Genomic DNA, 23,058 nt, shown 5'->3' on the forward strand with positions numbered 1-23,058 from the left:
TTTCTTGATGGTCGCGGTATTTTTAACCGGAACCGCCAAAACGGCGAAGCCGCGCGCCATCGGACGCGCGGCTTGGTTGGTTTCGATGCGGTCCGGCCGGGTGCGGGCCTGACCGCGAGGGGCTCAGCCCTGTCCCTGGGTCACGATCACCGGAATCAGCAAATCGCCCCAATTGCCGGCGCCGCCATGATGGCGCGCGGAGCGGACGAGCTCCACCGAAACGCCGGCCTCGACGGCCTTCATCACCGACTGGTTCAGGCGGTGGAGATCGTTGGCCACCATGCGGATCGCCGCCTGCTGGTCTGTGTTCATGCTGGAAGCCTGTTCCTCGGCGCGTTCCTTGACACGTGTTCTCGGGGCCATCTGCACACTCCTTTTGTATCCTGGCCTCGTTTGCCGTTGGGGCTTGCGGGGCGCGGGCCCCGCAAGCCTTGTCGTTGCGGCCTATTCGGCGGCCGGCTTGAACTGCGCCTGTTCGGTCGAGTCCTTCATCGCCGTCGTAGACGACTGGCCGCCGGTGATGGCCATCGATACCGCGTCGAAATAGCCGGTGCCGACCTCGCGCTGGTGCTTGGTGGCGGTGTAGCCGTTCGCCTCGGCGGCGAACTCGGCATCCTGCAGCTCGGAATAGGCGGCCATCTGGCGGTCCTTGTAGCCGCGGGCGAGCTCGTACATGCCGAAATTGAGCTGATGGAAGCCTGCCAGGGTGATGAACTGGAACTTGTAGCCCATCGCGCCCAGCTCGCGCTGGAATTTCGCGATCGTGGCCTCGTCCAGGTTCTTCTTCCAGTTGAAGGACGGCGAGCAATTATAGGCCAGCAGCTTGTCGGGATGGTGCTTGCGTACGCCCTCGGCGAAGCGCTTGGCCTGGTCCAGGTCGGGCTTGGAGGTCTCGCACCAGATCAGGTCGGTATAAGGCGCGTAGGCGACGGCGCGCGCAATGCACGGCTCCAGCCCGTTCTTGACCTTGTAGAACCCTTCGATCGTGCGGCCCTCGTCGTAATTCACGAAAGGCCGGTCGCGCTCGTCGATGTCCGAGGTCAACAGCGTGGCGGCCTCGGCGTCGGTGCGCGCGATCACCAGGGTCGGCACGCCCATCACGTCGGCGGCCAGGCGTGCCGCGTTCAGGTTGCGGATATGAGCCGCGGTCGGGATCAGGACCTTGCCGCCGAGATGGCCGCATTTCTTTTCCGAGGCAAGCTGGTCCTCGTAGTGAACGCCGGCCGCGCCTGCCTCGATATAGGCCTTCATCAACTCGAAGGCATTGAGCGGCCCGCCGAAACCGGCCTCGGCGTCGGCGACGATCGGCGCGAACCAGGTATCCACCGACAGGCCTTTGCCCTCCGCCGTCTCGATCTGATCGGCGCGCTGCAGGGTCTTGTTGATGCGCTTGGCGAGTTCCGGGCCGGCATTGGCCGGATAGAGCGACTGGTCGGGATACATGGCCGAGGCCGTGTTGGCGTCGGCGGCAACCTGCCAGCCGGACAGGTAGATCGCCTTCAGCCCGGCGCGCACCATCTGCATGGCCTGGTTGCCGGACAGCGCGCCGAGCGCGTTGACGAAATCGTCCTCGTGGATGAGCTTCCACAGCCGGTTGGCGCCCATCTCGGCCAGCGAGTGGCGGATTTGAACCGAACCGCGCAGCTTCTTGACGTCTTCGGGTGAATAGGGCCGCTCGATGCCGTCATAGCGGCCTTCGGGGGCGGAGGGGACGAGGTTGTAAAAATCAGTCATGACAAATCTCCTGCCGGCATTTGGCGTTGTATTGAAAGCGGTTTTGGGAGGCTGCGTCCGCTTTCGCATGTGACTTCCTTTACATTGCAGCGCAAAAGGCGCCAGAAATTCATTGATTTATCGGCCGAAAATCGGGAAAACCTGTCTTGCGTTTGACAGAGCGGGCTCGTAAAATTGTAAAAAATGTAAAATCCGTTTGCGGCGTATGATCGTGTCGGGTCTGTAAAATCATTACAAAAGGCATCGCATGGCGGAACAAAAAATCTTTGCCGGCCCGCGTATCCGGCGTATCCGCAACGCCAAGGGCCTGACCCAGACGGCGATGGCGAGCGGGCTCGGCATCTCGCCGTCCTATCTCAATCTGATCGAGCGCAATCAGCGCCCGCTGACCGTCCAACTGATCCTCAAGCTGGCCTCGGTCTACAAGGTCGAGCCGGAAGAGCTGCAGGCCGGCGCCGGCGGTTCGATCGCGGCGCTGCGCGAGGTGTTCGCCGATCCGCTGTTGTCGGACGAACTGCCCGGCGAGCAGGAGCTGGTGGAGATCGCCGAGGCGGCGCCGAACGTGTCGGCCGCCGTCGTCAAGCTCTACCGGGCCTACCGCGAGCAGGCCGGCCGGCTTTCGGACCTGTCCGAGCTGCTGGCGCGCGAGGGACACGCGACCGCGCTGTCGGCCGCGCGGCTGCCGATCGACGAGGTTCACGAGGTCTTCGAGCGCCGGGCGAACCATTTCTTGCGGATCGAGGAGGAGGCGGAGGCGTTTCTGGCCGTGCTCGACGCCGGCGACGATCTTGCCGGTGCGCTGAAAGGATGGCTCAAGCGCGAGCACGGCATCGGCGTGCGCGTGCTGCCGGTGGCGACCATGCCCAATTGGCGCCGGCGCTACGACCGTCACTCGCAGCGGCTGTTCATTTCCGAGCGCCTGTCGCCTTTCGACCAATTGCGCGAAATCGCGGTCGAGGCCTGCGCGATGCGCATGAGCGTTGCGATCGGCGCGGAAATCGAGGCGCTGAAACTGTCCGGCGACGAGGCAAGGCGGCTGGCCCGTTTCGAGCTCGGGCGCTACGCCGCGCATGCGGTGATGATGCCCTATGCCGCGTTCCAGTCGGCGGCGGTGCGCGCACGCTACGATATCGACGTGCTGAAATCGCGCTTCGGGGTTTCCTTCGAGCAGGCGGCGAACCGGTTGACCATGCTGCAGCGGCCGGGTGCTGCCGGCGTGCCGTTCTTCATGCTGGAGGTCGACAATGCCGGCCATCGCTTCCGCAAGGCGGGCGCGCAGGGTTTTCCGCAAAGCCGCTTCGGCGGCGGCTGTCCGAAACTGCCGGTTCACGCCGCCTTCGAGCAGCCGGGGCGTATCCTGGTCGAGGCGGTCGAGATGCCCGACGGGGCGGAGTTCCTGACGATCGCGCGCACGCTGGAAGGCCCGCAGGGCGCGTTCAACGAACGTCCGCGCCGCACGGCGCTGCTGCTCGGCTGCGATATCGGCTTTCGCGAGGAGATCGTCTATTCGGCGGCATTGCCGGCGGCCGCGCCGGCAAGCGCGGGCAAACCGGGCGATGTCGCGGCCATCCCGGTCGGGCCGGCATGTCGGCTGTGCGAGCGCAGCGGATGCCTGGCGCGCGCCGAACCGCCGGTGACGCGTCCGCTCGGGCTCGACGAGATGGTGACGGGGCTTTCGGCGTTCGATTTCCGTTGAGGACCGGCCGGGTCCGCGACGCCGTTACGGGCCGCGTGCCGGCCAGTGCGGGCGCGATCAGGCCGGCTGTTCGGATATCGTGCCGACGATATCCACGATCTGTTCGCGCAGCCAGCAATGGGCCGGGTGCCGGTCGTGTCGCCGATGCCAGTAAAGGCGCAGTTCCTGGGCGGGGACGTCGACCGGCAGGGGGTGGAGCGCAAGATCCAGGTGATCGGCGATCGCCGCGGCCATCTGGCGCGGCAGGGCGGCGATCAGGTCGCTGCGGGCAACCGCGACGGCGACGCTGTGAAAATGCGGCAGGGCCAGCATCACGCGCCGGCTGGCGCCGATCTCGGCCAGGGCGTCGTCCACCATGCCCGACATCGTCCCGTCGACGGAGCGCAGCGCGTGCGGCAATCGGCAAAAAAGCGCCAACGGCAACATGTCGCCCGGCTTGACGCCGGCCCTGCCGATCTCGGCATGATCGCGCGCGGCCACGGCGACGAAACTCGACAACAGCACCGGCCGGCTCGACACCCAGTCCGGCATCGCCATGCGCCGTTCCAGCGCCGCGTCGATGGCGTTGTCGCGCAGCAGCCGCTCGACTTCGCCGGTCGCGCTGTCCAAAAGCCGCAGCGCAATGCCGGGCGCGCGCGCCGCGATCCGGGCAAACAGCGGTGGCATCGTCAGCGAGGAAAAGAAATCGGCGCCATAGAGCGTGAAAAGCCGCTCGGCCTTGGACGGGTCGAAAGACGCGTCGCCGGCAAGCGCCTGCTCGATCTGCGCCTTTGGCCGACATGCTGTTTTTCGGCTGGTTGGTGATCGGCAATCGGCAGGCCCAAAGCGGCAGCGCGGACATGCCGGTCGCGGCGGAGTAGCCGCGAGCCGAACGCTCATCCGACCGACAGGATCACATTGCCGACAGTGTCGCCGCTTTCGACCGCCTCGTGCGCGGCGGCGGTTTCCTCCAGCGCGAAGGTCGCGCCGATCGCGTGGCGCAATTCGCCGGCCGCCAGCATGCGGGTCAATTCGCCGATCGCGTCCCTCCTGACCTCGGGCGGCAGTTCGTAGACGACGAACACCTGCAGCGTCAGACTGTTCCAGAGCATGGCGGGAAACGAAACCGGGATCTCGGCGGCGATGTTGGACCCATAGCAGACGAGCTTGCCGTGGGCGGCCAACACGCCGTGCGGCAGCAGGGCGGCCGTCGCCGACAGATCCATGTCGACGATGCCGTCGGCGCCCCTTCCATCCGTCAGCTCCTGCACCCGCGCCGCGACGTCTTCTGCGCGATAGTCGATCACCGCGTCGGCGCCGGCATCGAGCGCATGATCGCGGCGGGCAGCGGAGGCGGTGCCGATGACACGGGCGCCGCGGCGTTTGGCGATCTGCACGGCGTAGTGGCCGACGGCGTTGGCCGCGCCGGTGACCAGCAGCGTCCGACCGGCGATATCGCCGTTGAGGTCGACGGCGCGCAGGGCCGTGAGCGCGGGAATGCCGAGACAGGCGCCGGCGGGAAAGTCGACCGCGTCGGGCAGGGCTACCGCCTGCCTGTCGGGCACGGCGATGAACTCGGCCGCGGTGCCGAATGGGCGTTTCCATTGTCCGTTCCAGACCCACACGCGTTCGCCCAGACGGCTTTGCGCAACGCCCTGGCCGACGGACTCGATCACGCCGGCGCCGTCTGAATGGGGAACGATGCGCGGGGCGATCAGCGGCCGTCCGGCCCGGCTCTTGACGTCGGACGGGTTGACGCCGGACGCGGCGAGCCGCACCAGAACCTCGCCGGGACCGGGTTTCGGCGTCTCCATCTCGCCGACGACCAGCACATCTCGCGCCGTACCGTTTTTCTCGTACCAGACCGCTTTCACCGCATTTCTCCGAACCTGTCCCTGCCTGCTTTGGCTGCCTACGCTTGTTTCGGCGGCGAACAGCCTCCACACTTCGGCGGCGAAGCACAAGAGGGCGCCATGAACGACAAGCACAAGGCCGTGGTGGCGCGGATAACGGGGCGGGTGCAGGGTGTGGGCTATCGTGCCTGGACCCGGTCCGAGGCCGAGGCGCTCGACCTGTCCGGCTGGGTGCGCAACGAGGCCGACGGCTCGGTCACCGCGCTGATCGCCGGCGCGCCGACGCGTGTCGAGGCGATGCTGGCGCGACTGCGGCAGGGCCCGCGCCATGCGTCGGTGGCGCGCGTTGCGGTCGAGAATGCCGATCCCGGCGGCATGGACGAGGGGTTTGCGATTTTGGGCTGACGCGCGCATGCGCGGGCGATCCGCGTTTGGCGCCGGCGCGGCGGTTGCGGATCGGCGCAAACGCGATTGACAAATTCGCAGTCGCGCTGGCAGCTTAGGCGACTAGCAACAGCCACACAGGCCAGTCTTGCCCTTTTCCGCATCCGGTACGGCCCCCGCCGGTTCCAAAGCAGCGCCAGCCCAGGCCATCACGGCCGCAGAACCTCGCTCCGCCTCCAGCGCCGTCGATGACGGCGAAGGCTTTGCCTCGGCCGAACACGAAGCCGAATATCGCGCTTTCGTGGAAAAGCATCCCGATCTGGAGGCGGTCGAGTTCCTGCTGGTCGATCCCAACGGCGTCATGCGGGGCAAATGGGCGCCCGGCGATGCGTTGAAGAAGGCCTATCTCGGCGGGGTCAACTTTCCCATGTCGCTGCACGGGCTCGACGTTTGGGGGCGCGAGGTCAACGAGACCGGGCTGCATATCGAGACCGGCGACAAGGACGGCTATTGCCGGGCCACGCGCGGCACGCTGTCGATCGTGCCCTGGGCCAAGCGCAAGACCGCGCAGGTGCTGTTGCAGACCTTCACGCCGGAGGGCGAACCCTTCCTGGCCGATCCGCGCCAGGTGCTGAAGAAGAAGATCGCCGAAGTCAACGAGAAGGGGTTTTTCCCTGTCGTCGCCTTCGAGCTCGAATTCTATCTGCTCGATCCCGATACGGACTGGGACGACGGCATGCCGGCGCCGGTGGGAGCGACCGCCGGGCCGGACCGGTTGCGGATGTACGGGCTCGACGACCTGGCCGAGCACGCCGACCTGTTCGACATGATCCGCGACGCCGCGCAGGAAATGGACCTGCCGATCGACACGATCATCAAGGAGGCCGCACCCGGCCAGTTCGAGGTCAATCTCAAACATCGCGCCGACCCGCTGAAGGCGGCCGACGACGTGATCTTGTTGCGCCGCATCGTGATTGGCTGCGCGCGCGCCCACGGGCTCACCGCCACGTTCATGGCCAAACCCTTCCTGGAATATGCCGGCAACGGCATGCATGTGCACGCCTCGATGCTCGACCGCGACGGCCACAACATCTTTGGCGGCGAGGGCGGCCGGGCGCGGCTTGAATCGTCGGTCGCCGGCCTGCTGAAGACGATGCCGGAATCGCTGCTCTTGTTCATCAACACCTGGAACGGGTTCCGCCGCATCACGCCGGGCTCCTATGCGCCGACGCGGGCGGTCTGGGCGGAGAACAACCGCTCGGTGGCGCTGCGCATTCCCGTTTCCAACGAGGACAATCGCCGGGTGGAGCACCGCATCGCCGGTGCGGACGCCAATCCCTATCTGGTGCTGGCCGCCCTGATCCAGGGCATGATCGAGGGCATCGAGGGCGGTCTCGTGCCGCCGCCGCCGGTGGAAGGCAACGCCTATGACGACGACGGGTTGTTTTTGCCCGACGACATGGACGACGCCCTGCAGCTGATGGAAAAAAGCGCCTTTGTCGACCGCGCCCTCGGCCCGCTCCTGTCCAAGGTCTACAAGGATCTCAAGCGTGCCGAAATTATCGCCTTCTGGGGCGAGATCACACCGTTGGAACGTACAACCTATCTTTGATCGACAGCGGAATTTCCCGCTTGTCGCGGTGAAATTTCGCCAATAGGCTTTGAGAAAATCCGGCTCGATAAAAAACAAGCCAGGGCCGGCAGGGGATCAGACAGAGGAGACGTTTTCATGTCACGCAGCATCGCGTTGCTCGCCGCCACCTCGCTTGCGGCCATCCTGTCCTTCGGCGCGGCCGCCCAGGAGCGGACCGTGAATGTCTACAACTGGTCCGATTATATCGATGAATCGATCCTGGAGGACTTCACCAAGGAAACCGGCATCAAGGTCGTCTACGACGTGTTCGATTCCAACGAGATCCTGGAGACGAAGCTGCTCGCCGGCGGAACCGGCTACGACGTGGTGGTGCCGACGGGCACGTTCCTGGCCCGGCAGATCCAGGCCGGCGTGTTCCAGAAGCTCGACAAGTCGAAGCTGCCGAACCTGTCCAATATGTGGGACATGATCGCGGACAGGACGCAAAAATACGATCCCGACAATGCCTATTCGATCAATTACATGTGGGGCACCACCGGCATCGGCTACAACGTCAAGAAGGTGCAGGACACGCTCGGCATCGAGCGCATCGACAGCTGGGACGTGGTGTTCAAGCCCGAGATGATCGCCAAACTTGCCGAATGTGGTGTCCACATGCTCGACGCGCCCGCCGAGATGGTGCCGGCGGCGCTGAAATATCTCGGTCTGGAGCCGACCAGCACCGACGCCGACGACCTGGCCAAGGCTGAGGAGCTGCTTCTGTCGATCCGCCCGAGCATCCGCAAATTCCATTCCTCCGAATATATCAACGCGCTCGCCAACGGCGATATCTGCATGGCGATCGGCTGGTCGGGCGATGTTTTCCAGGCGCGCGACCGCGCCGCGGAGGCCGACCAGGGCGTGGTCGTCGACTACGCGATCCCCAAACAGGGCGCGCAGATGTGGTTCGATCAGATGGCGATCCCGGCCGACGCCAGCAACAGCGAGGAAGCGCATGAGTTCCTCAACTACATCATGCGTCCCGAAGTGATCGCCAAGGCGTCGAACTATGTCTACTACGCCAACGGCAACAAGGCCTCGCAGGAGCTGCTGGAGGAGGACGTGATCGGCGATCCGGCGGTCTATCCCGACGACGAGACGCTGGCCAATCTCTACACGACCATGCCTTACGATTCGAAGGAACAGCGGCGCATCACCCGCCTGTGGACGCGGGTCGTCACCGGACAATAATCCGCTCACGGCCCCGGTGCCGGGCACCGGGGCCGCAGGGCCTGGTCCGGCGGGGGCATCATGAAGTCACTAGGCAGCATACGCAGAAGTTTCGCGCCCTGGGCCGACGCCTCGGCCAAGCCCTATATCTCGTTCGACAACATCACCAAGAAATTCGGCGACTTCACCGCCGTCGACTCGCTTTCGCTCGACATTTACGAGCGCGAGTTCTTTGCGCTTCTGGGGGCTTCCGGCTGCGGCAAGTCGACCCTGTTGCGCATGCTGGCCGGGTTCGAGGCGCCGACCTCCGGGCGCATCCTGCTCGACGGACAGGACCTTGCCGGCATTCCGCCCTATCGCCGGCCGGTCAACATGATGTTCCAGTCCTATGCGCTGTTTCCCCATATGAGCGTGGAGCAGAACATCGCTTTCGGCCTCAAGCAGGACGGCATGGCGAAAGCCGATATCGAAAAACGGGTCGGCGAGATGCTCAAGCTGGTCAAGCTCGAACAGTTCGCCAAACGCAAGCCGCACCAGCTCTCGGGCGGCCAGCGTCAGCGCGTGGCGCTGGCGCGCTCGGTGGCCAAGCGCCCCAAGGTTCTGCTGCTCGACGAGCCGCTGGGCGCGCTCGACAAGAAACTGCGCGAGGAGACGCAGTTCGAGCTGGTCGACCTGCAGTACGATCTCGGCCTGACCTTCATCGTCGTCACCCACGACCAGGAGGAGGCGATGACCATGGCCGACCGCATCGCCATTCTCGACAAGGGCGAGGTGGTGCAGGTGGCCACGCCGGCCGAGATCTACGAGGCGCCCGGTTCGCGCTTCGTGGCCGATTTCGTCGGCACGGTGAATCTGATCGAGGGCGAGCTGAAGGGACGCGAAAACGGCGTCGCGCGGATCGAGGACGGCCAGGGGCTGACGATCCTGGCCGAGGATGCCGGGGACGCGGCGCCCGGCAACCGGGTCTGGTTCGCCATCCGGCCGGAAAAGATCAAGGTGAGCGCGGCCAAGCCGGACAAGACCGACAGCAACGCGGCCGAGGGCGAGATCTACGACATCGCCTATCTCGGCGATATGACCATCTTTCACATCCGGCTCGACGACGGCCGCATCGTCAAGGCGAGCACCATGAACAGCGCCCGCGTTTCGCAGGAACTGCTGACCTGGCACGACCGGGCGTGGATATCCTTCAGGCCCGATTCCGGTGTGGTGCTGACGCGCTAGGAGATGTCGATGAAACGCCTAGCCACCGCCGTCGCGAGCCGCCTGGTCATCCTCATCCCCTATCTGTGGCTGCTGGTCTTCTTCCTGATCCCGTTCCTGATCGTCTTCAAGATCTCGCTTTCGGGCACGGTGATCGCGATGCCGCCCTACACGCCGGTCTTTTCGTTTTCCGACGGCGTATCGGGTTTTTTCGCCAATCTGGCGCAACTCGGCATCGACAATTACCTTTGGTTGACGGAGGACGCGCTCTACGTCAACGCCTATATTTCCAGCATCGTGATCGCGGCTGTGTCGACCGCGATCACGCTGCTGGTCGGCTTTCCGATCGCCTACGGCATGGCACGGGCGCCGGCCGCACTCAGGCCGACACTTTTGATGCTCGTCATCCTGCCGTTCTGGACCAGTTTTCTGATCAGGGTCTACGCCTGGATCGGCATCTTGAAACCGGAGGGCCTGCTCAATCAGTTCCTGCTGTGGCTGGGCATGATCGACGAGCCGCTGATCATTCTCAACACCCATACGGCGATCTTCATCGGCATCGTCTATTCCTATCTGCCGTTCATGGTGCTGCCGCTCTACGCCTCGTTGGAAAAGATGGACTATTCGCTGATCGAGGCGGCGCAGGACCTCGGCTGCCCGCCGATCGCCGCTTTCTGGAAGATCACCTTTCCGCTGGCGATACCCGGCGTGGTGGCCGGCTGTCTGCTGGTCTTCATTCCTGCGGTGGGCGAATTCGTCATCCCCGACCTTCTGGGCGGATCGCGTACGCTGATGATCGGCAAGACGCTGTGGAGCGAATTCTTCAACAATCGCGACTGGCCGGTCTCCTCGGCGGTGGCGGTGGTGCTGCTTTTGATCCTGGTGGTGCCGATCATGTATTTCCAGCAGGTCCAGGCGCGCACGCAGGAGCAGGATCGGTGACGGGCTCGTGGACACGGTTCAATATCGTCTCGATCGTCGCCGGATTCGCCTTCCTCTATCTGCCGATCGTGCTTCTTGTGGTCTATTCGTTCAACGAATCCAAGCTGGTCACCGTCTGGGCCGGGTTCTCGACCAAATGGTATTTCGAGCTGTTCAACAATCGCGGGCTGCTGGACGCGGCCTGGGTGACGGCGCGGGTCGCGCTCGTTTCGGCCACGGTCGCCACGGTGCTCGGCACGCTGGCGGCGCTGACTTTGACCCGCTACACCCGGTTTCATGGTCGCGTGCTGTTTTCCGGCATGGTGTTCGCGCCGCTGGTGATGCCGGAGGTGATCACCGGGCTGTCGCTGCTTCTGCTTTTCGTGGCGATCGGCCTGGATCGCGGTTTCGTGACCGTGACGCTCGCCCACATCACTTTTTCCATGTGTTTCGTCGCGGTGGTGGTGCAATCGCGCCTGCTGAGTTTCGACCGCTCGCTGGAGGAGGCGGCGATGGATCTCGGCGCGCCGCCGGTCAAGACCTTCTTCGCCATCACCTTGCCGGTGATCATGCCGGCGATCGTATCGGGCTGGATGCTCGCCTTCACGCTCTCGCTCGACGATCTGGTGATCGCCAGCTTCACATCGGGGCCGGGGGCCACCACCCTGCCGATGAAGATCTACAGCCAGGTCCGGCTCGGCGTCACGCCGGAAATCAACGCGGTCTGCACCATCCTGATCGCGATTGTCACCGTCGGCGTGGTCGCCGCCTCGATCCTCAACAAGCGCCGCGAAGTCCAGCGCCAGCGCGACGCGCAGGCCGCGATGCGGTCATAACCGCGCCGGCAAGCATGCCGCCGCGGCGCGGGATCGACACGTTCTAACTGCGTGGCGGGCGCAGCAGATAGATGACGAGCCAGATCGGCACGATCACCATAGAACCCAAAACGATGTTGGGAATCGCCCAGGCGACGCCGCGCTCGATCAAGGCGAGCACGGATTCGGGCGTCAGGCCCAGATCGGCGAGGATGTCGGCGGCGGTGATGTCGAAAGCGGACAGTCCCGCCCCGGTGATCAGCGAGACCAGCGCGATCTTGAACAGGCCGGACAGCAAGCGAAACACATTTTCCCCCGCGCTTGAACCCGGTTCCCCCGCGCCTAAACCCTGCGCGCCCGTCGCCGCAGCCGCGCCGCCAGCCTTTCAGCCGGTCAATGCCGGCGCGAGTCTAGCGCGATTCGGCGCTGTCAAGAAACGGCGCTGCTATTCGATCGTCTCAACCGGCGGCAGCATCGGCGACACGAAAGGCGCATTCCAGGACCCGCCGACGAAAAAGGCCGACACTTCGCCGGGCGGGCCGGCGTTGCCGGTGAGCTGTCGCGGCGCGACCATGCCCGACAGAGCCAGGCCGCGGCCGACATAAGGCACGATCCCGGTGAGCGAGATGGCCTGTTCCCCCGAGATCGCCTTGGCGACATCGAGGCGGGCAACGCCGTCGGCGACCGTCGCCTTCAGTTCCGCGCTTTCGATCGGCAGGTTTCCATTCGAGACCTCGTCCAGAGGGAAGAAGCCGCTTTGCTTGGCGCGTGCGAGGAACCCCGGCAGGTCCAGGCCGGCGATGGTGCCGGAGCCGAGCTTGACCGAAACGGAGCCGCCGGCCTTGGACAGGAAGTCCTTCCAAGCCGTCACGGTGCTGTCGAGAATGATGGAGACGGTTCCCCTGGCCCGCGGCACGGGCGGGGTCAGCCGCATGGCGGTTTCCACTTGTGTGGTGTCGATGTCGGTGGCGAGAATGCGCAGTTGCGCGGCCTTGCCGCCCGCGCTCGGCTCGATACGCAAACCCGCCTGCACGGTGCCGCCGAAGGCGGTCGCGTCGGAGATGTCGAAAGCGGCCAGCCCGTCTTTGACCTGGACCGCGGCGGCGACCTTGGTCATCGACAGCGCGCCGGCCGTGGCCCTGTTGGCCGACAGGCGCAGATCGAGCCCGAGTTCGTGAGCGAAGGAGAGGTCGATCTGTTCGTCCCAGACGATCACTCCGGCCGGGCTCGGGGAAAAAGCCGATAGAAACGTGTAGATGTCGAGCGTCTCAAAGGCGAGCGTGCCGGTGATTGCGGGTACCGGGCCGGTGAAGGACAAATCGATCGCCCCCATGCCGGGATTGCCGCCGAAGACGATCTTGGCGTCCTCGACCTTGAGCCGGCTCATATCGCCGATGACGCGGCCCGAAACCGAGGCTGCGCCGACGGCGCTGCCCGGGGATATTTCGGTTTGCGACCATTCCAGAACCCGGCGCAACGATGGTGAGGACAACGTCGCGGCACCATCGATGAAGCCGCTGTTGGAAAAGGTGACGAGACCGTCATAGTCGAGGGCGAGCGGCGCGGAGGCGAGGGAAAAATCGACGCTGGTATTGCCGCCCGCAAACAGCGCCAGCGGCTGGCCGGCGGTGAATTCGACGGCGACGTTCTCGCCGCGCCACACGCCTTTGGCCGCCAGGGTCATCGCCCGGTCTAGCGACGGCCAGCCGAGACGGCCCGACAGGTCGGAGACGAGCAGTTTTTCCTGTTTGCCGTCCTCATCGGCGACGACGATCTGGCCGTCGACGAATTCGACCGTGCCGAGCGCGTCCTTTGGCATCAGACCGGTATCGGGGGCGGCCGGATTGGCTTCCACGAGCGCCCGCGCGGCGTTGATCGCCCGGGAGATCCGACCGCCGCGGGTGCCGGCCGGCAGCGGAACCGGGCCCTGCGTGCGCTCAAGCCGCAGTCGCGGGCGCACCAGCACCATTTTGGAGAAGGAGACGTCGCCGCCAAGGGCGGCGATCGCGGAGAGGTCGAGCTCGACCCGTTCCGCCTGGAGGATGGGCGGCGCGTCGGGCCTGCCCCATTCCTGGAAGGTGACGTCGGCGAGATCGGCCCGCAAAACCGGCCACACATCGATACGCGGCGTGCCGCGCAGGACGACGCGGTAGCCGGTCCAACTGCCGATTTCCTGGGCGATGCGATTGCGTACGATCTGCGTCGAGGCGACATAGGGCAACGCAGCCAGGACGACGAGCACGGCCACGATGCCGGTGACGACGATCCAGATGCTTCTTCGTGCCCGTCGCGATCGCATTCTCGTCGCTTAACTCCTGCTCTCGCGCCGTCAGCCGTTCGCGCACCGCCCGCTTTGCACGAGGCTCCAAGCCTTTTCAAGCCATTGTGGCCGGGCGATGGCGCGACCCGGGATGGCGCTCACGACGCCTTGCCCTCCTGCGGTGCCCAATGCATAACCGCACGATGACAATTGGAGGATCTCGATGTCTCGGACAGACCCGCTTTGGACCCCATCGCCCGACGCTGTCCGCAGGGCACCCATCATGGCATTCATGGCCGACGCATCCAAGCGTGCCGGCCGGGTCTTCAACACTTATGAGGCCTTGCATGCCTGGTCGGTCGAGGACCGCGAGGCGTTCTGGTCTTTGGTCTGGGACTTTTGCGGGGTGGTCGGCGAAAAGGGCGAACGGGTGCTCGTCAATGGCGAACGCATGCCGGGCGCGGCGTTCTTTCCCGATGCGCGGCTGAACTTTGCCGAAAACCTGCTCGTCAGGAGCGGGGCGGGGGACGCGATCGTGTTTCGCGGCGAGGACAAGGTGGAGCGCCGCATGTCGTGGGACGATCTGCGCGCCCTGGTATCCCGACTCCAGCAGGCCTTCGTCGACGCCGGCGTGAAGGCGGGCGACCGGGTGGCCGCGATGATGCCCAACATGCCCGAGACGGTGGCCTGCATGCTGGCGGCGGCCTCGATCGGCGCGATCTGGTCGTCCTGCTCGCCCGATTTCGGCGAACAGGGCGTTCTCGACCGTTTCGGCCAGATCGAGCCGGTCGTGTTCGTTGCCTGCGACGGCTACTGGTACGCGGGAAAGCGCATCGAGGTCGGCGAAAAGATCGGCAAGGTGTTGGACAAGCTGCCGAGCGTGCGCATGGCGCTGGTTGTCGACTATCTCGGCGACGCCGCGCAGATCGCGGCCGGTCTCGACCGAGCGACGGCGCTGGAGGCGGCGTTGCGGCCTTATGCGCCGAAACCGCTTCATTTCGAGCCGCTGGCCTTCTCGCATCCGCTCTATATCCTGTTTTCCTCCGGCACGACCGGCATTCCCAAATGCATCGTGCATTCGGCCGGCGGCACGCTCTTGCAGCATTTCAAGGAGCAGCGCCTGCATGCCGGCATCGGCGAGGGCGACCGGTTCTTCTACTTCACCACTTGCGGTTGGATGATGTGGAACTGGCTTGTGTCGGGCCTGGGACTCGGCGCCACGCTGCTGCTCTATGACGGCTCGCCGTTCCACCCCGACGGCAACACGCTTTTCGATTTCGCCCAGGCCGAGAAGATGACCTATTTCGGCACGTCGGCGAAGTTCATCGATTCGGTGCGCAAGGCGGGGCTGCAGCCGATCGACACGCACGACCTTTCCACCGTGCGGGTGATATCCTCGACCGGTTCGCCGCTGTCGCCGGAAGGGTTCGACTTCGTCTATTCGGGCATCAAGGCCGACGTGCATCTGGCCTCGATCTCGGGCGGCACCGACATCGTGTCGTGCTTCGTCTTGGGCGTGCCGACGCGGCCGGTATGGAGCGGCGAAATCCAGGGCGCGGGCCTCGGCATGGCGGTCGACGTGTGGGACGATGCCGGGCGGCCGGTGCGCGGCGAAAAGGGCGAACTGGTGTGTTCGCGAGCATTTCCGTCAATGCCTGTGATGTTCTGGAACGATACCGACGGCGCCAAATATCATGCCGCCTATTTCGACCGCTTCGACAATGTGTGGTGTCACGGCGACTTCGCCGAACGCACCGAGCATGACGGGTTCGTCATCCATGGCCGCTCCGACGCCACCCTCAATCCGGGCGGAGTGCGGATCGGGACCGCGGAGATCTACAACCAGGTCGAGCAGATGGACGAGGTGATCGAGGCGATCTGCATCGGCCAGGACTGGGAGGACGATGTGCGTGTCGTGCTGTTCGTGCGGCTAGCCGACGGGGTTGTCCTCGACGAGGCGCTGGAAAAGCGCATCCGGACCAAGATCCGCACCGGCGCCAGCCCGCGGCACGTGCCGGCCCGCATCGTGGCGGTCAAGGATATTCCGCGCACCAAGTCGGGCAAGATCACCGAACTGGCGGTGCGCGACGTGGTGCATGGCCGCACGGTGAAGAACAAGGAGGCGCTCGCCAACCCGGAGGCGCTCGCCTATTTCGCCGGTCTCTCGCAGCTTCAAAATTGAGCGGTCCATGGTAAACGAACGATGAAACCGATATTTACCTAAGTGGAAGAAGTGGTACACTTCCGTAAACATCGAAACGCCCCGGTAAGGTTTTGTTAAGGGGTAGCGCCGATAGTCGTGCGTAACTTGAGGGTGTTGTTCCAGGCCGATCGGCAGGCGCCCGCATTTGCTCAAGTCCTCGCGTGACAGCCCGAATTCCATCAAAGGCGTCCTTTTGGGCGCCTTCTTTTTTTGGCCGATCGGTCCGCGGGTCCCGGATGCCGGGACAGGATCACATCGTCGCGTCGGCATCGCGCATCAGGGCGCGCGACAAAAGCACCACCGGCACCAGCGCAGTGAGGATGATGAGCAGGGCGGCCACAGCGCCGTCCTCCACGACACCGCGCGAGGCGTTTTCGTAGACATGGGTGGCGAGCGTCGAAAACCCGAACGGGCGCAGTAAAATGGTCGCGGAAAGCTCCTTCATCGTGTCGACGAAGACGAGAACGGCCGCGGTTGCGAGCGCCGGCTTCAAGAGCGGAAACAGCACCTTGCGGGCGCTGGCGGCCGGCGTATGCCCCAAGCTGCGCGCCGCCTCGTCGAGATGGGGCGGCAATTTTTCCAGCCCGGAGCGGATCGCGCCTTCGGCCAGAGCCAGGAAACGGACGCTGCAAGCGATGATCACGGCGGCCGCCGTGCCGCTCAGCAACAGCCCGGTCGACACGCCGAGATGGGTGCGTGCGAAGGCGTCGACAGCGTTGTCGAGCCGGGTCAGCGCGAACAGCAGGCCCAAGGCGAGCACGGTTCCCGGAAGCGCGTAGCCGCTGGCCGCCAGGCGCGCCACCGCGCCCACGGCGACGGTTCGCGACAGCCGCGTCGCATTGACCAGAACCAGTGCGATGGCGACCGTGACCAGCGCGGTGCAACCGGCGGTGAACACGCTGGTGACGAAGGCCTGCTGGAGCGCGGGATCGGCGAGTTGGTCCAGGCGCCGGGCCGCATAGCCGCAAAACACATAGGTCGGGATGCCGAAACCGGACAGGACGGGAAAAAGCACCGCCATGGTGGCGAACCATTTGCGTGCGCCGCGCAGTTGCACCCGGGGCGGTCGGGCCTTCATGTGTGTCGCCCTTGCGCCGTGAAAGCGCTGATTGCGCCGCGCCACGCGCTCAGCATAAAGCAGCGCCAGTACCAGGAACAGCATGACGGTCGATATCTGGGCCGCTCCCTCGAGGCTGCCGCGGTTGAGCCAGGTGGTGAAGACGGCGATGGTCAGCGTGTCGGCGCCGAGATATTCGGCCGCGCCGATATCGTTGAGCGTTTCCATCAGGACCAGCGCGCAGCCGGCGATGATGGCCGGCCGGGCGACGGGCAGGAGAATGCGGAAGAACACGCGCGCCGGCGCTGCGCCCAATGTGCGGGCGACGTCGGCGATGTTGCGGCCCTGCATGAGAAAGACCACGCGAACGGTGAGGTAGACATAAGGAAACAGCACCGACGACAGGACGATCGCGGTGCCGGTCGTGGAACGGATGTCGGGAAACCAGTAGTCGCGCGCCGACTGGAAGCCGAACAGGGCGCGCAGGGCCGTCTGTATCGGACCGGTGAACAGGAAAAACTCGCCGAAGGCATAGGCGGCGAGATAGGGCGGCACGGCAAGCGGGAGAACGAGGGCCCAGGCCAGCAGCCGGCGCAGGGGAAAGTCGTAGGCGATGACCAGCCAGGCGCAGGCGACGCCGATCGTCGCGGTGCCGGCGGCGACCATGGCGAGCAGCGCCAACGTGGTCGCCGTGGCGCCCGGCAGCACGTTCCTGACCAGGTGCGGCCAGTCCTCGCCGGAGCCTGTCAGCGCGATCGCGACCACGATCGCGATCGGCAGGACGGCGAGCCCGGCTATGACGATGGCGGGCAAAAGCGCGCCGATATGCCTGTCGCGGCGGGCGACCGGGGCGGCGGCGACCACATCCTGCGGGACCGTTTGCGCCGTCATGGTTCGCCTCGTCTCCCGCGGCCGGTCCCAAATGTCACGCAGAAAGGGCCGGATCGGCGATCCGGCCCTGCCGCGTCAGGGGCGTTGTGGCGCTCAGCTTGCCGGTCCATCCTGAAATCCGGTCGTGTCGACCAGTTCGGAAGCGGTCTTGCGGTTGTTGGCGATCTCGTCGAGCGGCAGCGAGTCGGGCTTGATGTCGCCGAACCCCTTGACGATGTCGGAGGGCTCCGTGTCGGGGCCGATCGGATATTCGAAGACCTGTTCGGCATAGATCTCCTGGCCCTGGGGGCTCGCCAGGAATTCCATAAGCTTCACGGCGTTGTCCTTGTTGGGCGCATGCTTGGCCAGCGCCATGCCGGAAATGTTGACATGGGTGCCGCGATCCTCGGCGTTCGGAAACAGGACCTTGATCGATTCGGCCCAGTCCTTCTGTTCCGGCTCTTTCTCATTGGTCTGCATCAGGCCGACATAATAGGTGTTGCCGATGCCGAGATCGCATTCGCCGGCATAGATCGCCTTGGCCTGGGCCCGGTCATTGCCGTCCGGCTTGCGGGCGAGGTTGTTCTTCAGGCCCGTCAGCCAGGTCTTGGTATAGTCCTCACCGTGATGGGCGATCATGGAGGCGAACAGCGCCAGATTGTAAGCGTGCTGGCCGCTGCGAATGCAGATCTTGCCCTTCCATTTCGGATCGGCGAGTTCCTCGTAGGTGATGGTGTCCTGCCCGACGCGTTCCTTGGAGGCGTAGACCACGCGGCCGCGCGTCGTCAGACCGAACCAGTGGCCGTCGGGATCGCGAAACTGCTCGGGGATGTTGGCGTTGATCGCCTCCTCGGAGACCGGCTGGGTGATGCCCTTGGCCTTGGCGTTGGACAGGCGGCCGATATCGACGGTGAAGATCAGATCGGCCGGCGAGTTGACCCCCTCGGCCTCGATCTTTTCCTCCAGACCCTTGTTCAGGAACAGCACGTTGGTGGCGATCCCGGTCTGTTCGGTGAAGGCGTCGAGCAGCGGCTCGATCAGGTCCGGCTGGCGATAGGAATAGATGTTGACCTCACCCTCCGCCAGCGCCGGGCCGGCCAGGAAGGTCAGGGAGAACGCGGCGATGCCGGCGCGGCGAAAACGGTCGATCGCATGGGTCATCGAAATCAGGCTCCTCCTGATGGTGGATTGTTCGGTGGCACGGCAAGACAGCGCAGTCCAACCGCCAGTTTCCCTCTCTTGAGACAAAGAGACGGCGCCGTCAAGAAAAAACCAATAAAAATCAATACTTTAGAATTATTCTAAACTGGAATTGTCAAGTATTGGGAATCGTGGCGTTCCTGCATCCGTCTTTACGGCGCCGACAAAAAACCCGCGCCTGGCATCGCAGGCGCGGGCGGTTGCAGCCGAAAGCGTCTCGGGCTCAGTCGGCCAGGACGCGGGTGGAGGGGAAGCTGACCTCGACAAGCGTGCCGTCGCCCGGGGTCGAGTGGATGGAGAAATGGGCCCGGTTGGCCTCCACCATCGCCTTGGTCAGCGGCAGGCCCAGCCCGGTGCCGTCGCTGCGTTTGCGCTTCAGCGAATTGATCTGCTTGAAGGGCTTGAGCGCCTGATCGATCTCGGCGCGCGACATGCCCACGCCGGTATCGCGCACGCGCATGACGACGTCGCCGGTCGCCTCGTAGGCGGTGGAGACGATCACCTGGCCTCCGGGCGGGGTGAAGCGGACCGCGTTCGACAGAAGGTTGAGCGCGATCTGGCGAATGCTGCGCAGGTCGGCCACGACGTCGGGAAGGTGGGCGGGATAGCTGGAGCGGATGATGACGCGTTCGCGATTGGCCTGCGGCTGCATCATCGCCACGACCTCGGCGAGCGTCTCGTTGAGCGCTACGGCCTCGTAGGCGAGCTCCTGCTCGCCCGCCTCGATCTTGGAGATGTCGAGCAGGTCGTTGACCAGGTCGAGGACGTGATTGCCGGACCGGTTGATGTCGCGCAGATAGTCTCGATAGCGCTCATTGCCGATCGGCCCGAATTTTTCATCGAGAATCAGTTCCGAAAAGCCGATAATGGCGTTGAGCGGCGTACGGATCTCGTGGCTGACGCGCGCCAGAAAGTCGGTCTTCTGGGAGGATGCCGTTTCGGCCAGCGCGCGCGCCTTGGTCAACTCTTCCTCGGCGCGTTTCCATTGCGTGATGTCGCGCATCACGGCGCAGAAGCCGCCGGCGGGGAGCCGGCCGATGGTCATGAACAGCGGAATGAAACGGCCCTGCGCCTCGCGGCCGATCACTTCGCGGCCGTCATTGAGGACGCTGGCCACGCCGTTGTCCGACAGGCCCTGCAGATAGTCGCGGGCCGCCTTCTGGCTCTCGACGGCGAACAGCGACACGAAGGGTTTTCCCGTCATGTCGGCGGCATCGTAGCCGAACAGCGCTTCGGCCGGGCGGTTGAGCGAGCGGATCGTGCCGTCGTCGTCGATCAAGACGATGCCGTCGGTCGCCGTATCGAGGATTGTGCCCATTTCGGCGACGCGCGCGTCGGACAGCGCGATATCCGCTGCCGGATCCCGCTCGGCCGGCGGCGCGAGCGGCGTAATCGCCAAAAGCAGCGCCTTGCGCTCGTGCCAGGGCACCGACTGGAGATGCGCCCGGACGGGAAACTCGCGGCCGTCCTTGGCGCGCAGCATGGCGGCGCCGTCCTTGTCACCGTCCTGCGTCTCGTAGGGCTCGACGAACAGCGCGCCGAGGCCGCCGGCCTCGTCGAGATCGTCCAGCGAGGCGTAGCCGGTCATGTCCCAGAAGGCCGGATTGCCGAAATGCAGAACGTCGCCGGAATGGACCAGCAGCGCGATCGGCAACTTGGCAAACACCGACACGCCGAACTGGCGCCCTTGGCCGCCGGTGTCGGCCGCGGCGAAAGCGGACGGCAGGATTACGGTCGCCGGCCGGTCGCCGGCCGCCTCGTTTGCCGGTTCCGTCGCCGAGGCCGCGTGTGCCGGCCCGTCCTCGGGCGAAGCGGCCTCGTCGGCGGCCGGGCTGTCGGCGTCGTGGGGGAGGGAACCGTCGGAAGGGACCTTATCGACGCCTGCGGGCGCATCCTGATGCTCGAGCCTGACCGCATCGTCTGCCGGCGGCGCGGTTCCGGCGTCGTCGGGCGCAAGGGTTTCGTGGTCAGCGGGCGCGGTTTCGCCGGCGGTTTCCGGCCCGGCAGCCGTCGTCTGCGAGCCGGACGCGGTCGCATCGCCGGCCCGGTCGTCGCGACGCGGATCGTCCGTTCGCGTGCTGTCGTCCTGAGGCCGTTCCTCGGCTGTCTTGCGATCGTCATTGTCGGCGGGAGGTCTGGCTTCGGCCGCAAGACCGTCGTCGTCGGTCTCCGTTGCCGCGCTCTCGCCGGTCACGTCCTTGAGGCGGTTGCCGATCTCGCGGAATGCGTCGTGCTCGCTCGACGACAGGGCGCGCGCTGGCGGACCGGCGCGCCGCGTTTCAAGATGAACGACCTTTTCCTGGCCGTCGGATGCGGGCACCTCCGTGCCGGTCTCGGCCGCCGGTCGGTCCGCCTTGTCGGCGTCGAAAGCGGTGTCGGGTGGGCCGGCCTGCTGCTGCGGCTCGTCTTCGGCGGGCGCCGGGTCTGCGGGTGCGAGACCGCGCGCCTGCGGATCGACCGCCGCGTCGGCCGTGCGGGCGATGCCGAAGCCGCGAAATCCCTCGAATTGGCGCTCGCGTCCGTAGATCGGCAAGGCCGCCAGATCGACGGGAATGTGCAGCGCCGCGCCATCGACCGGCCACAGCACCGTCTTGCCGGACCAGGTGTCGCGCCGCGCCAACAGGCCGGCGATCTCGCCGTCGGGGTCGAGCCCGTAGCGTTCGGTCAGCTCGGAGAAGCTGCGGCCCGTTATGGTGTCGACGGGCATGCGCACGGCCTTGGCGAATTCCTCGGCGATCACGCTGATGCGCCCCTCGGCGTCGGTGCGCCAGACGAAGCGCAGCGGAGCGGACGCGTGCAGCGTATCCAGCAATGCGGTGGTCTCGGACGGCGACAGTTCGGCCATGTCGTGATCGGCCGCCGCTTGCGGCGGTTCGGGGTCGTCCGGCGTGTCGGGTTCGCTGTTTTCGCCGGTTTCGCCCGGCGTTTGCGCGGGGCGATCCGCGTCGAAATACCACCGGTCGACCTGGCCGCGGCCGTTGCTGCCGCCGCGCCGATCTTCCGACATCGCGCTCCCGTCCGTTGCCGCGGCCGCGTCGACTGCGCCGGTGTCGCCGGTTGCGGCGAAAAGGTCTCCGGGGCCGTCGTCGCCCGACGGCGGTGTGGCGGTGACGGGCGCTCCAGCCCTTGGCGCGTCGGCGGGCGGAGCTTCGCGTGGGCCGTCGGGCTCCCGCTCTGCCAGCGCCGGCGGATCGCCGGCCTGCGGTTCGGCGTCGTCGACGGCGATCAGCAGATGCAAAGCGGGCGCGTCCGTCAGCCGGGCGATACCGGCTGGAATATTGCCGTTCCGTGCGGCGACCCGGCGCTTGACGAGCCGGTCCCGCTCATCGGCGACCTCGCGCACCAGGTCCGAAAGCGTTGCCGGGGTTATTCCCAGCGTGTCGAAACCGGGCGCGGCGGCGAGCACGGTGCCGCTCTGATCGAGCAGGGCGGCGAAATAGCCCGCTTCGGTGAAGCCCGATATGGCACGCCGCTGCAGCGTCTCGGAGTCGTGTGCGGCGGCGACCGGCGCGGCGGCGGCAAGCAGAATCGCCAGTTCGCCGTCCGGCAGGTCGAGGCCGGTCGCCAGGAATGTGACCGCCCGGCTCGTGCTGCCGCTCGACAGGCGCAGCGCAAGCGGCCGGTCGCGGCCGATCTCGGGAAAGCCGGGCGTGGCCGCGATCTGGCGACGCTGCGCGACCGTCAGCCCGGTTTCGGCGCCCATGATCGCTTCGATGTCGGGATAGCCGAACAGTTTCGCGCCGGGACCGTTGGCCCAGATCACCTCGCCGATATCGGCGGAAAGAATAGCCAGCGCGTCGCCGGCGGCGAAACGGGAACGGACCTCGTCCAATACTGCAATGTCGATGAACGAGTAGTCGCTGGACGCCATACGCATCAATCCGAATTCGCTGGAACCCGCCCCGGTGTTAAGAGTTCGTTAATAAAAGAGACCTTCGCGAAGGTCCACAATTCGGGGGCCGGTGGCGAGCGGAATCTGGCTGGTTGGTTAACCCGAAATAGTTTCATATTGCGTCGCAGCAATTATGTTGCAATGCACAATGAAAATTGTTATGTGGATCGCAAGCGGTCGCTCGGTTT

Annotated in this window: 17 protein-coding genes; 8 read left to right on the forward strand and 9 right to left on the reverse strand. The window is 65.5% G+C overall.

Annotation, left to right across the window (positions count from 1 at the left end; genetic code table 11):
* Nucleotides 1–123: 123 nt before the first annotated feature.
* Nucleotides 124–363 (reverse strand): SMc00767 family acetate metabolism repressor, encoded by a 240-nt coding sequence (locus EP380_RS16040; protein WP_106570745.1) that lies wholly within the window; start codon nt 361–363, stop codon nt 124–126.
* Nucleotides 364–444: 81 nt separating this feature from the next.
* Nucleotides 445–1,734, reverse strand: coding sequence for an isocitrate lyase (gene aceA, locus EP380_RS16045; protein ID WP_106570744.1), 1,290 nt, complete (start codon nt 1,732–1,734; stop codon nt 445–447).
* Between the two features lie 247 nt (nt 1,735–1,981).
* On the opposite strand from aceA, the gene EP380_RS16050 reads away from it, so the two are divergent.
* Nucleotides 1,982–3,430 carry a helix-turn-helix domain-containing protein gene (locus tag EP380_RS16050; protein WP_106570743.1) on the forward strand — a complete coding sequence of 483 codons (1,449 nt, stop codon included), beginning with the start codon at nt 1,982–1,984 and terminating at the stop codon, nt 3,428–3,430.
* 57 nt (nt 3,431–3,487) lie between these two features.
* Here the strand turns inward: EP380_RS16050 and EP380_RS16055 are convergent, their stop codons facing one another.
* Entirely contained in the window at nt 3,488–4,309 is an 822-nt protein-coding gene (locus EP380_RS16055) for a LysR substrate-binding domain-containing protein (RefSeq protein WP_127599332.1), read from the reverse strand.
* Complete coding sequence (locus tag EP380_RS16060) at nt 4,306–5,283, reverse strand: NADPH:quinone reductase (RefSeq protein ID WP_127599333.1); 978 nt, start codon at nt 5,281–5,283, stop codon at nt 4,306–4,308. The genes EP380_RS16055 and EP380_RS16060 overlap by 4 nt, the downstream gene beginning before the upstream one ends.
* A gap of 99 nt (nt 5,284–5,382) precedes the next feature.
* Between EP380_RS16060 and EP380_RS16065 the strand changes: the two genes are divergently transcribed.
* The 6 genes from EP380_RS16065 (at nt 5,383) to EP380_RS16090 (ending at nt 11,409) form a co-directional block, all read left to right on the forward strand.
* On the forward strand, nt 5,383–5,667 hold the full coding sequence (locus tag EP380_RS16065) for an acylphosphatase (protein WP_127599334.1): 285 nt from the start codon (nt 5,383–5,385) through the stop codon (nt 5,665–5,667).
* 280 nt (nt 5,668–5,947) lie between these two features.
* Complete coding sequence (locus tag EP380_RS16070) at nt 5,948–7,258, forward strand: glutamine synthetase family protein (RefSeq protein WP_238719887.1); 1,311 nt, start codon at nt 5,948–5,950, stop codon at nt 7,256–7,258.
* Between the two features lie 117 nt (nt 7,259–7,375).
* A complete protein-coding gene (locus EP380_RS16075; RefSeq protein WP_127599335.1) occupies nt 7,376–8,470 on the forward strand; it encodes a polyamine ABC transporter substrate-binding protein in 1,095 nt (364 codons plus the stop codon).
* A gap of 60 nt (nt 8,471–8,530) precedes the next feature.
* Nucleotides 8,531–9,673 carry an ABC transporter ATP-binding protein gene (locus tag EP380_RS16080; protein ID WP_127599336.1) on the forward strand — a complete coding sequence of 381 codons (1,143 nt, stop codon included), beginning with the start codon at nt 8,531–8,533 and terminating at the stop codon, nt 9,671–9,673.
* A 9-nt stretch (nt 9,674–9,682) separates the two neighbouring features.
* Nucleotides 9,683–10,594 carry an ABC transporter permease subunit gene (locus tag EP380_RS16085; RefSeq protein WP_164749885.1) on the forward strand — a complete coding sequence of 304 codons (912 nt, stop codon included), beginning with the start codon at nt 9,683–9,685 and terminating at the stop codon, nt 10,592–10,594.
* A complete protein-coding gene (locus tag EP380_RS16090; protein ID WP_106570736.1) occupies nt 10,591–11,409 on the forward strand; it encodes an ABC transporter permease subunit in 819 nt (272 codons plus the stop codon). The genes EP380_RS16085 and EP380_RS16090 overlap by 4 nt, the downstream gene beginning before the upstream one ends.
* Nucleotides 11,410–11,452: 43 nt before the next feature.
* Here the strand turns inward: EP380_RS16090 and EP380_RS16095 are convergent, their stop codons facing one another.
* Together EP380_RS16095 and EP380_RS16100 are read right to left on the reverse strand one after the other, a co-directional pair.
* Nucleotides 11,453–11,695, reverse strand: a complete 243-nt coding sequence (locus tag EP380_RS16095) for a DUF6460 domain-containing protein (RefSeq protein ID WP_106570735.1) — start codon at nt 11,693–11,695, stop codon at nt 11,453–11,455.
* Nucleotides 11,696–11,833: 138 nt separating this feature from the next.
* Nucleotides 11,834–13,687: an AsmA family protein gene (locus EP380_RS16100; RefSeq protein WP_127599338.1), complete on the reverse strand. Its 1,854-nt coding sequence runs from the start codon at nt 13,685–13,687 to the stop codon at nt 11,834–11,836.
* A gap of 184 nt (nt 13,688–13,871) precedes the next feature.
* On the opposite strand from EP380_RS16100, the gene EP380_RS16105 reads away from it, so the two are divergent.
* Complete coding sequence (locus tag EP380_RS16105) at nt 13,872–15,830, forward strand: acetoacetate--CoA ligase (protein WP_127599339.1); 1,959 nt, start codon at nt 13,872–13,874, stop codon at nt 15,828–15,830.
* A gap of 271 nt (nt 15,831–16,101) precedes the next feature.
* Here the strand turns inward: EP380_RS16105 and EP380_RS16110 are convergent, their stop codons facing one another.
* From EP380_RS16110 to EP380_RS16120, 3 genes are all read right to left on the reverse strand, one after another.
* Nucleotides 16,102–17,799, reverse strand: coding sequence for an ABC transporter permease (locus tag EP380_RS16110; RefSeq protein WP_127599340.1), 1,698 nt, complete (start codon nt 17,797–17,799; stop codon nt 16,102–16,104).
* A gap of 93 nt (nt 17,800–17,892) precedes the next feature.
* A complete protein-coding gene (locus tag EP380_RS16115) occupies nt 17,893–18,939 on the reverse strand; it encodes a Fe(3+) ABC transporter substrate-binding protein (protein WP_127599341.1) in 1,047 nt (348 codons plus the stop codon).
* 262 nt (nt 18,940–19,201) lie between these two features.
* Nucleotides 19,202–22,849 carry a histidine kinase dimerization/phospho-acceptor domain-containing protein gene (locus EP380_RS16120; protein ID WP_127599342.1) on the reverse strand — a complete coding sequence of 1,216 codons (3,648 nt, stop codon included), beginning with the start codon at nt 22,847–22,849 and terminating at the stop codon, nt 19,202–19,204.
* Nucleotides 22,850–23,058 lie beyond the last annotated feature (209 nt).

Origin of the sequence: Nitratireductor alexandrii (assembly GCF_004000215.1) — a bacterium.
GTDB lineage: Bacteria > Pseudomonadota > Alphaproteobacteria > Rhizobiales > Rhizobiaceae > Mangrovimarina > Mangrovimarina alexandrii.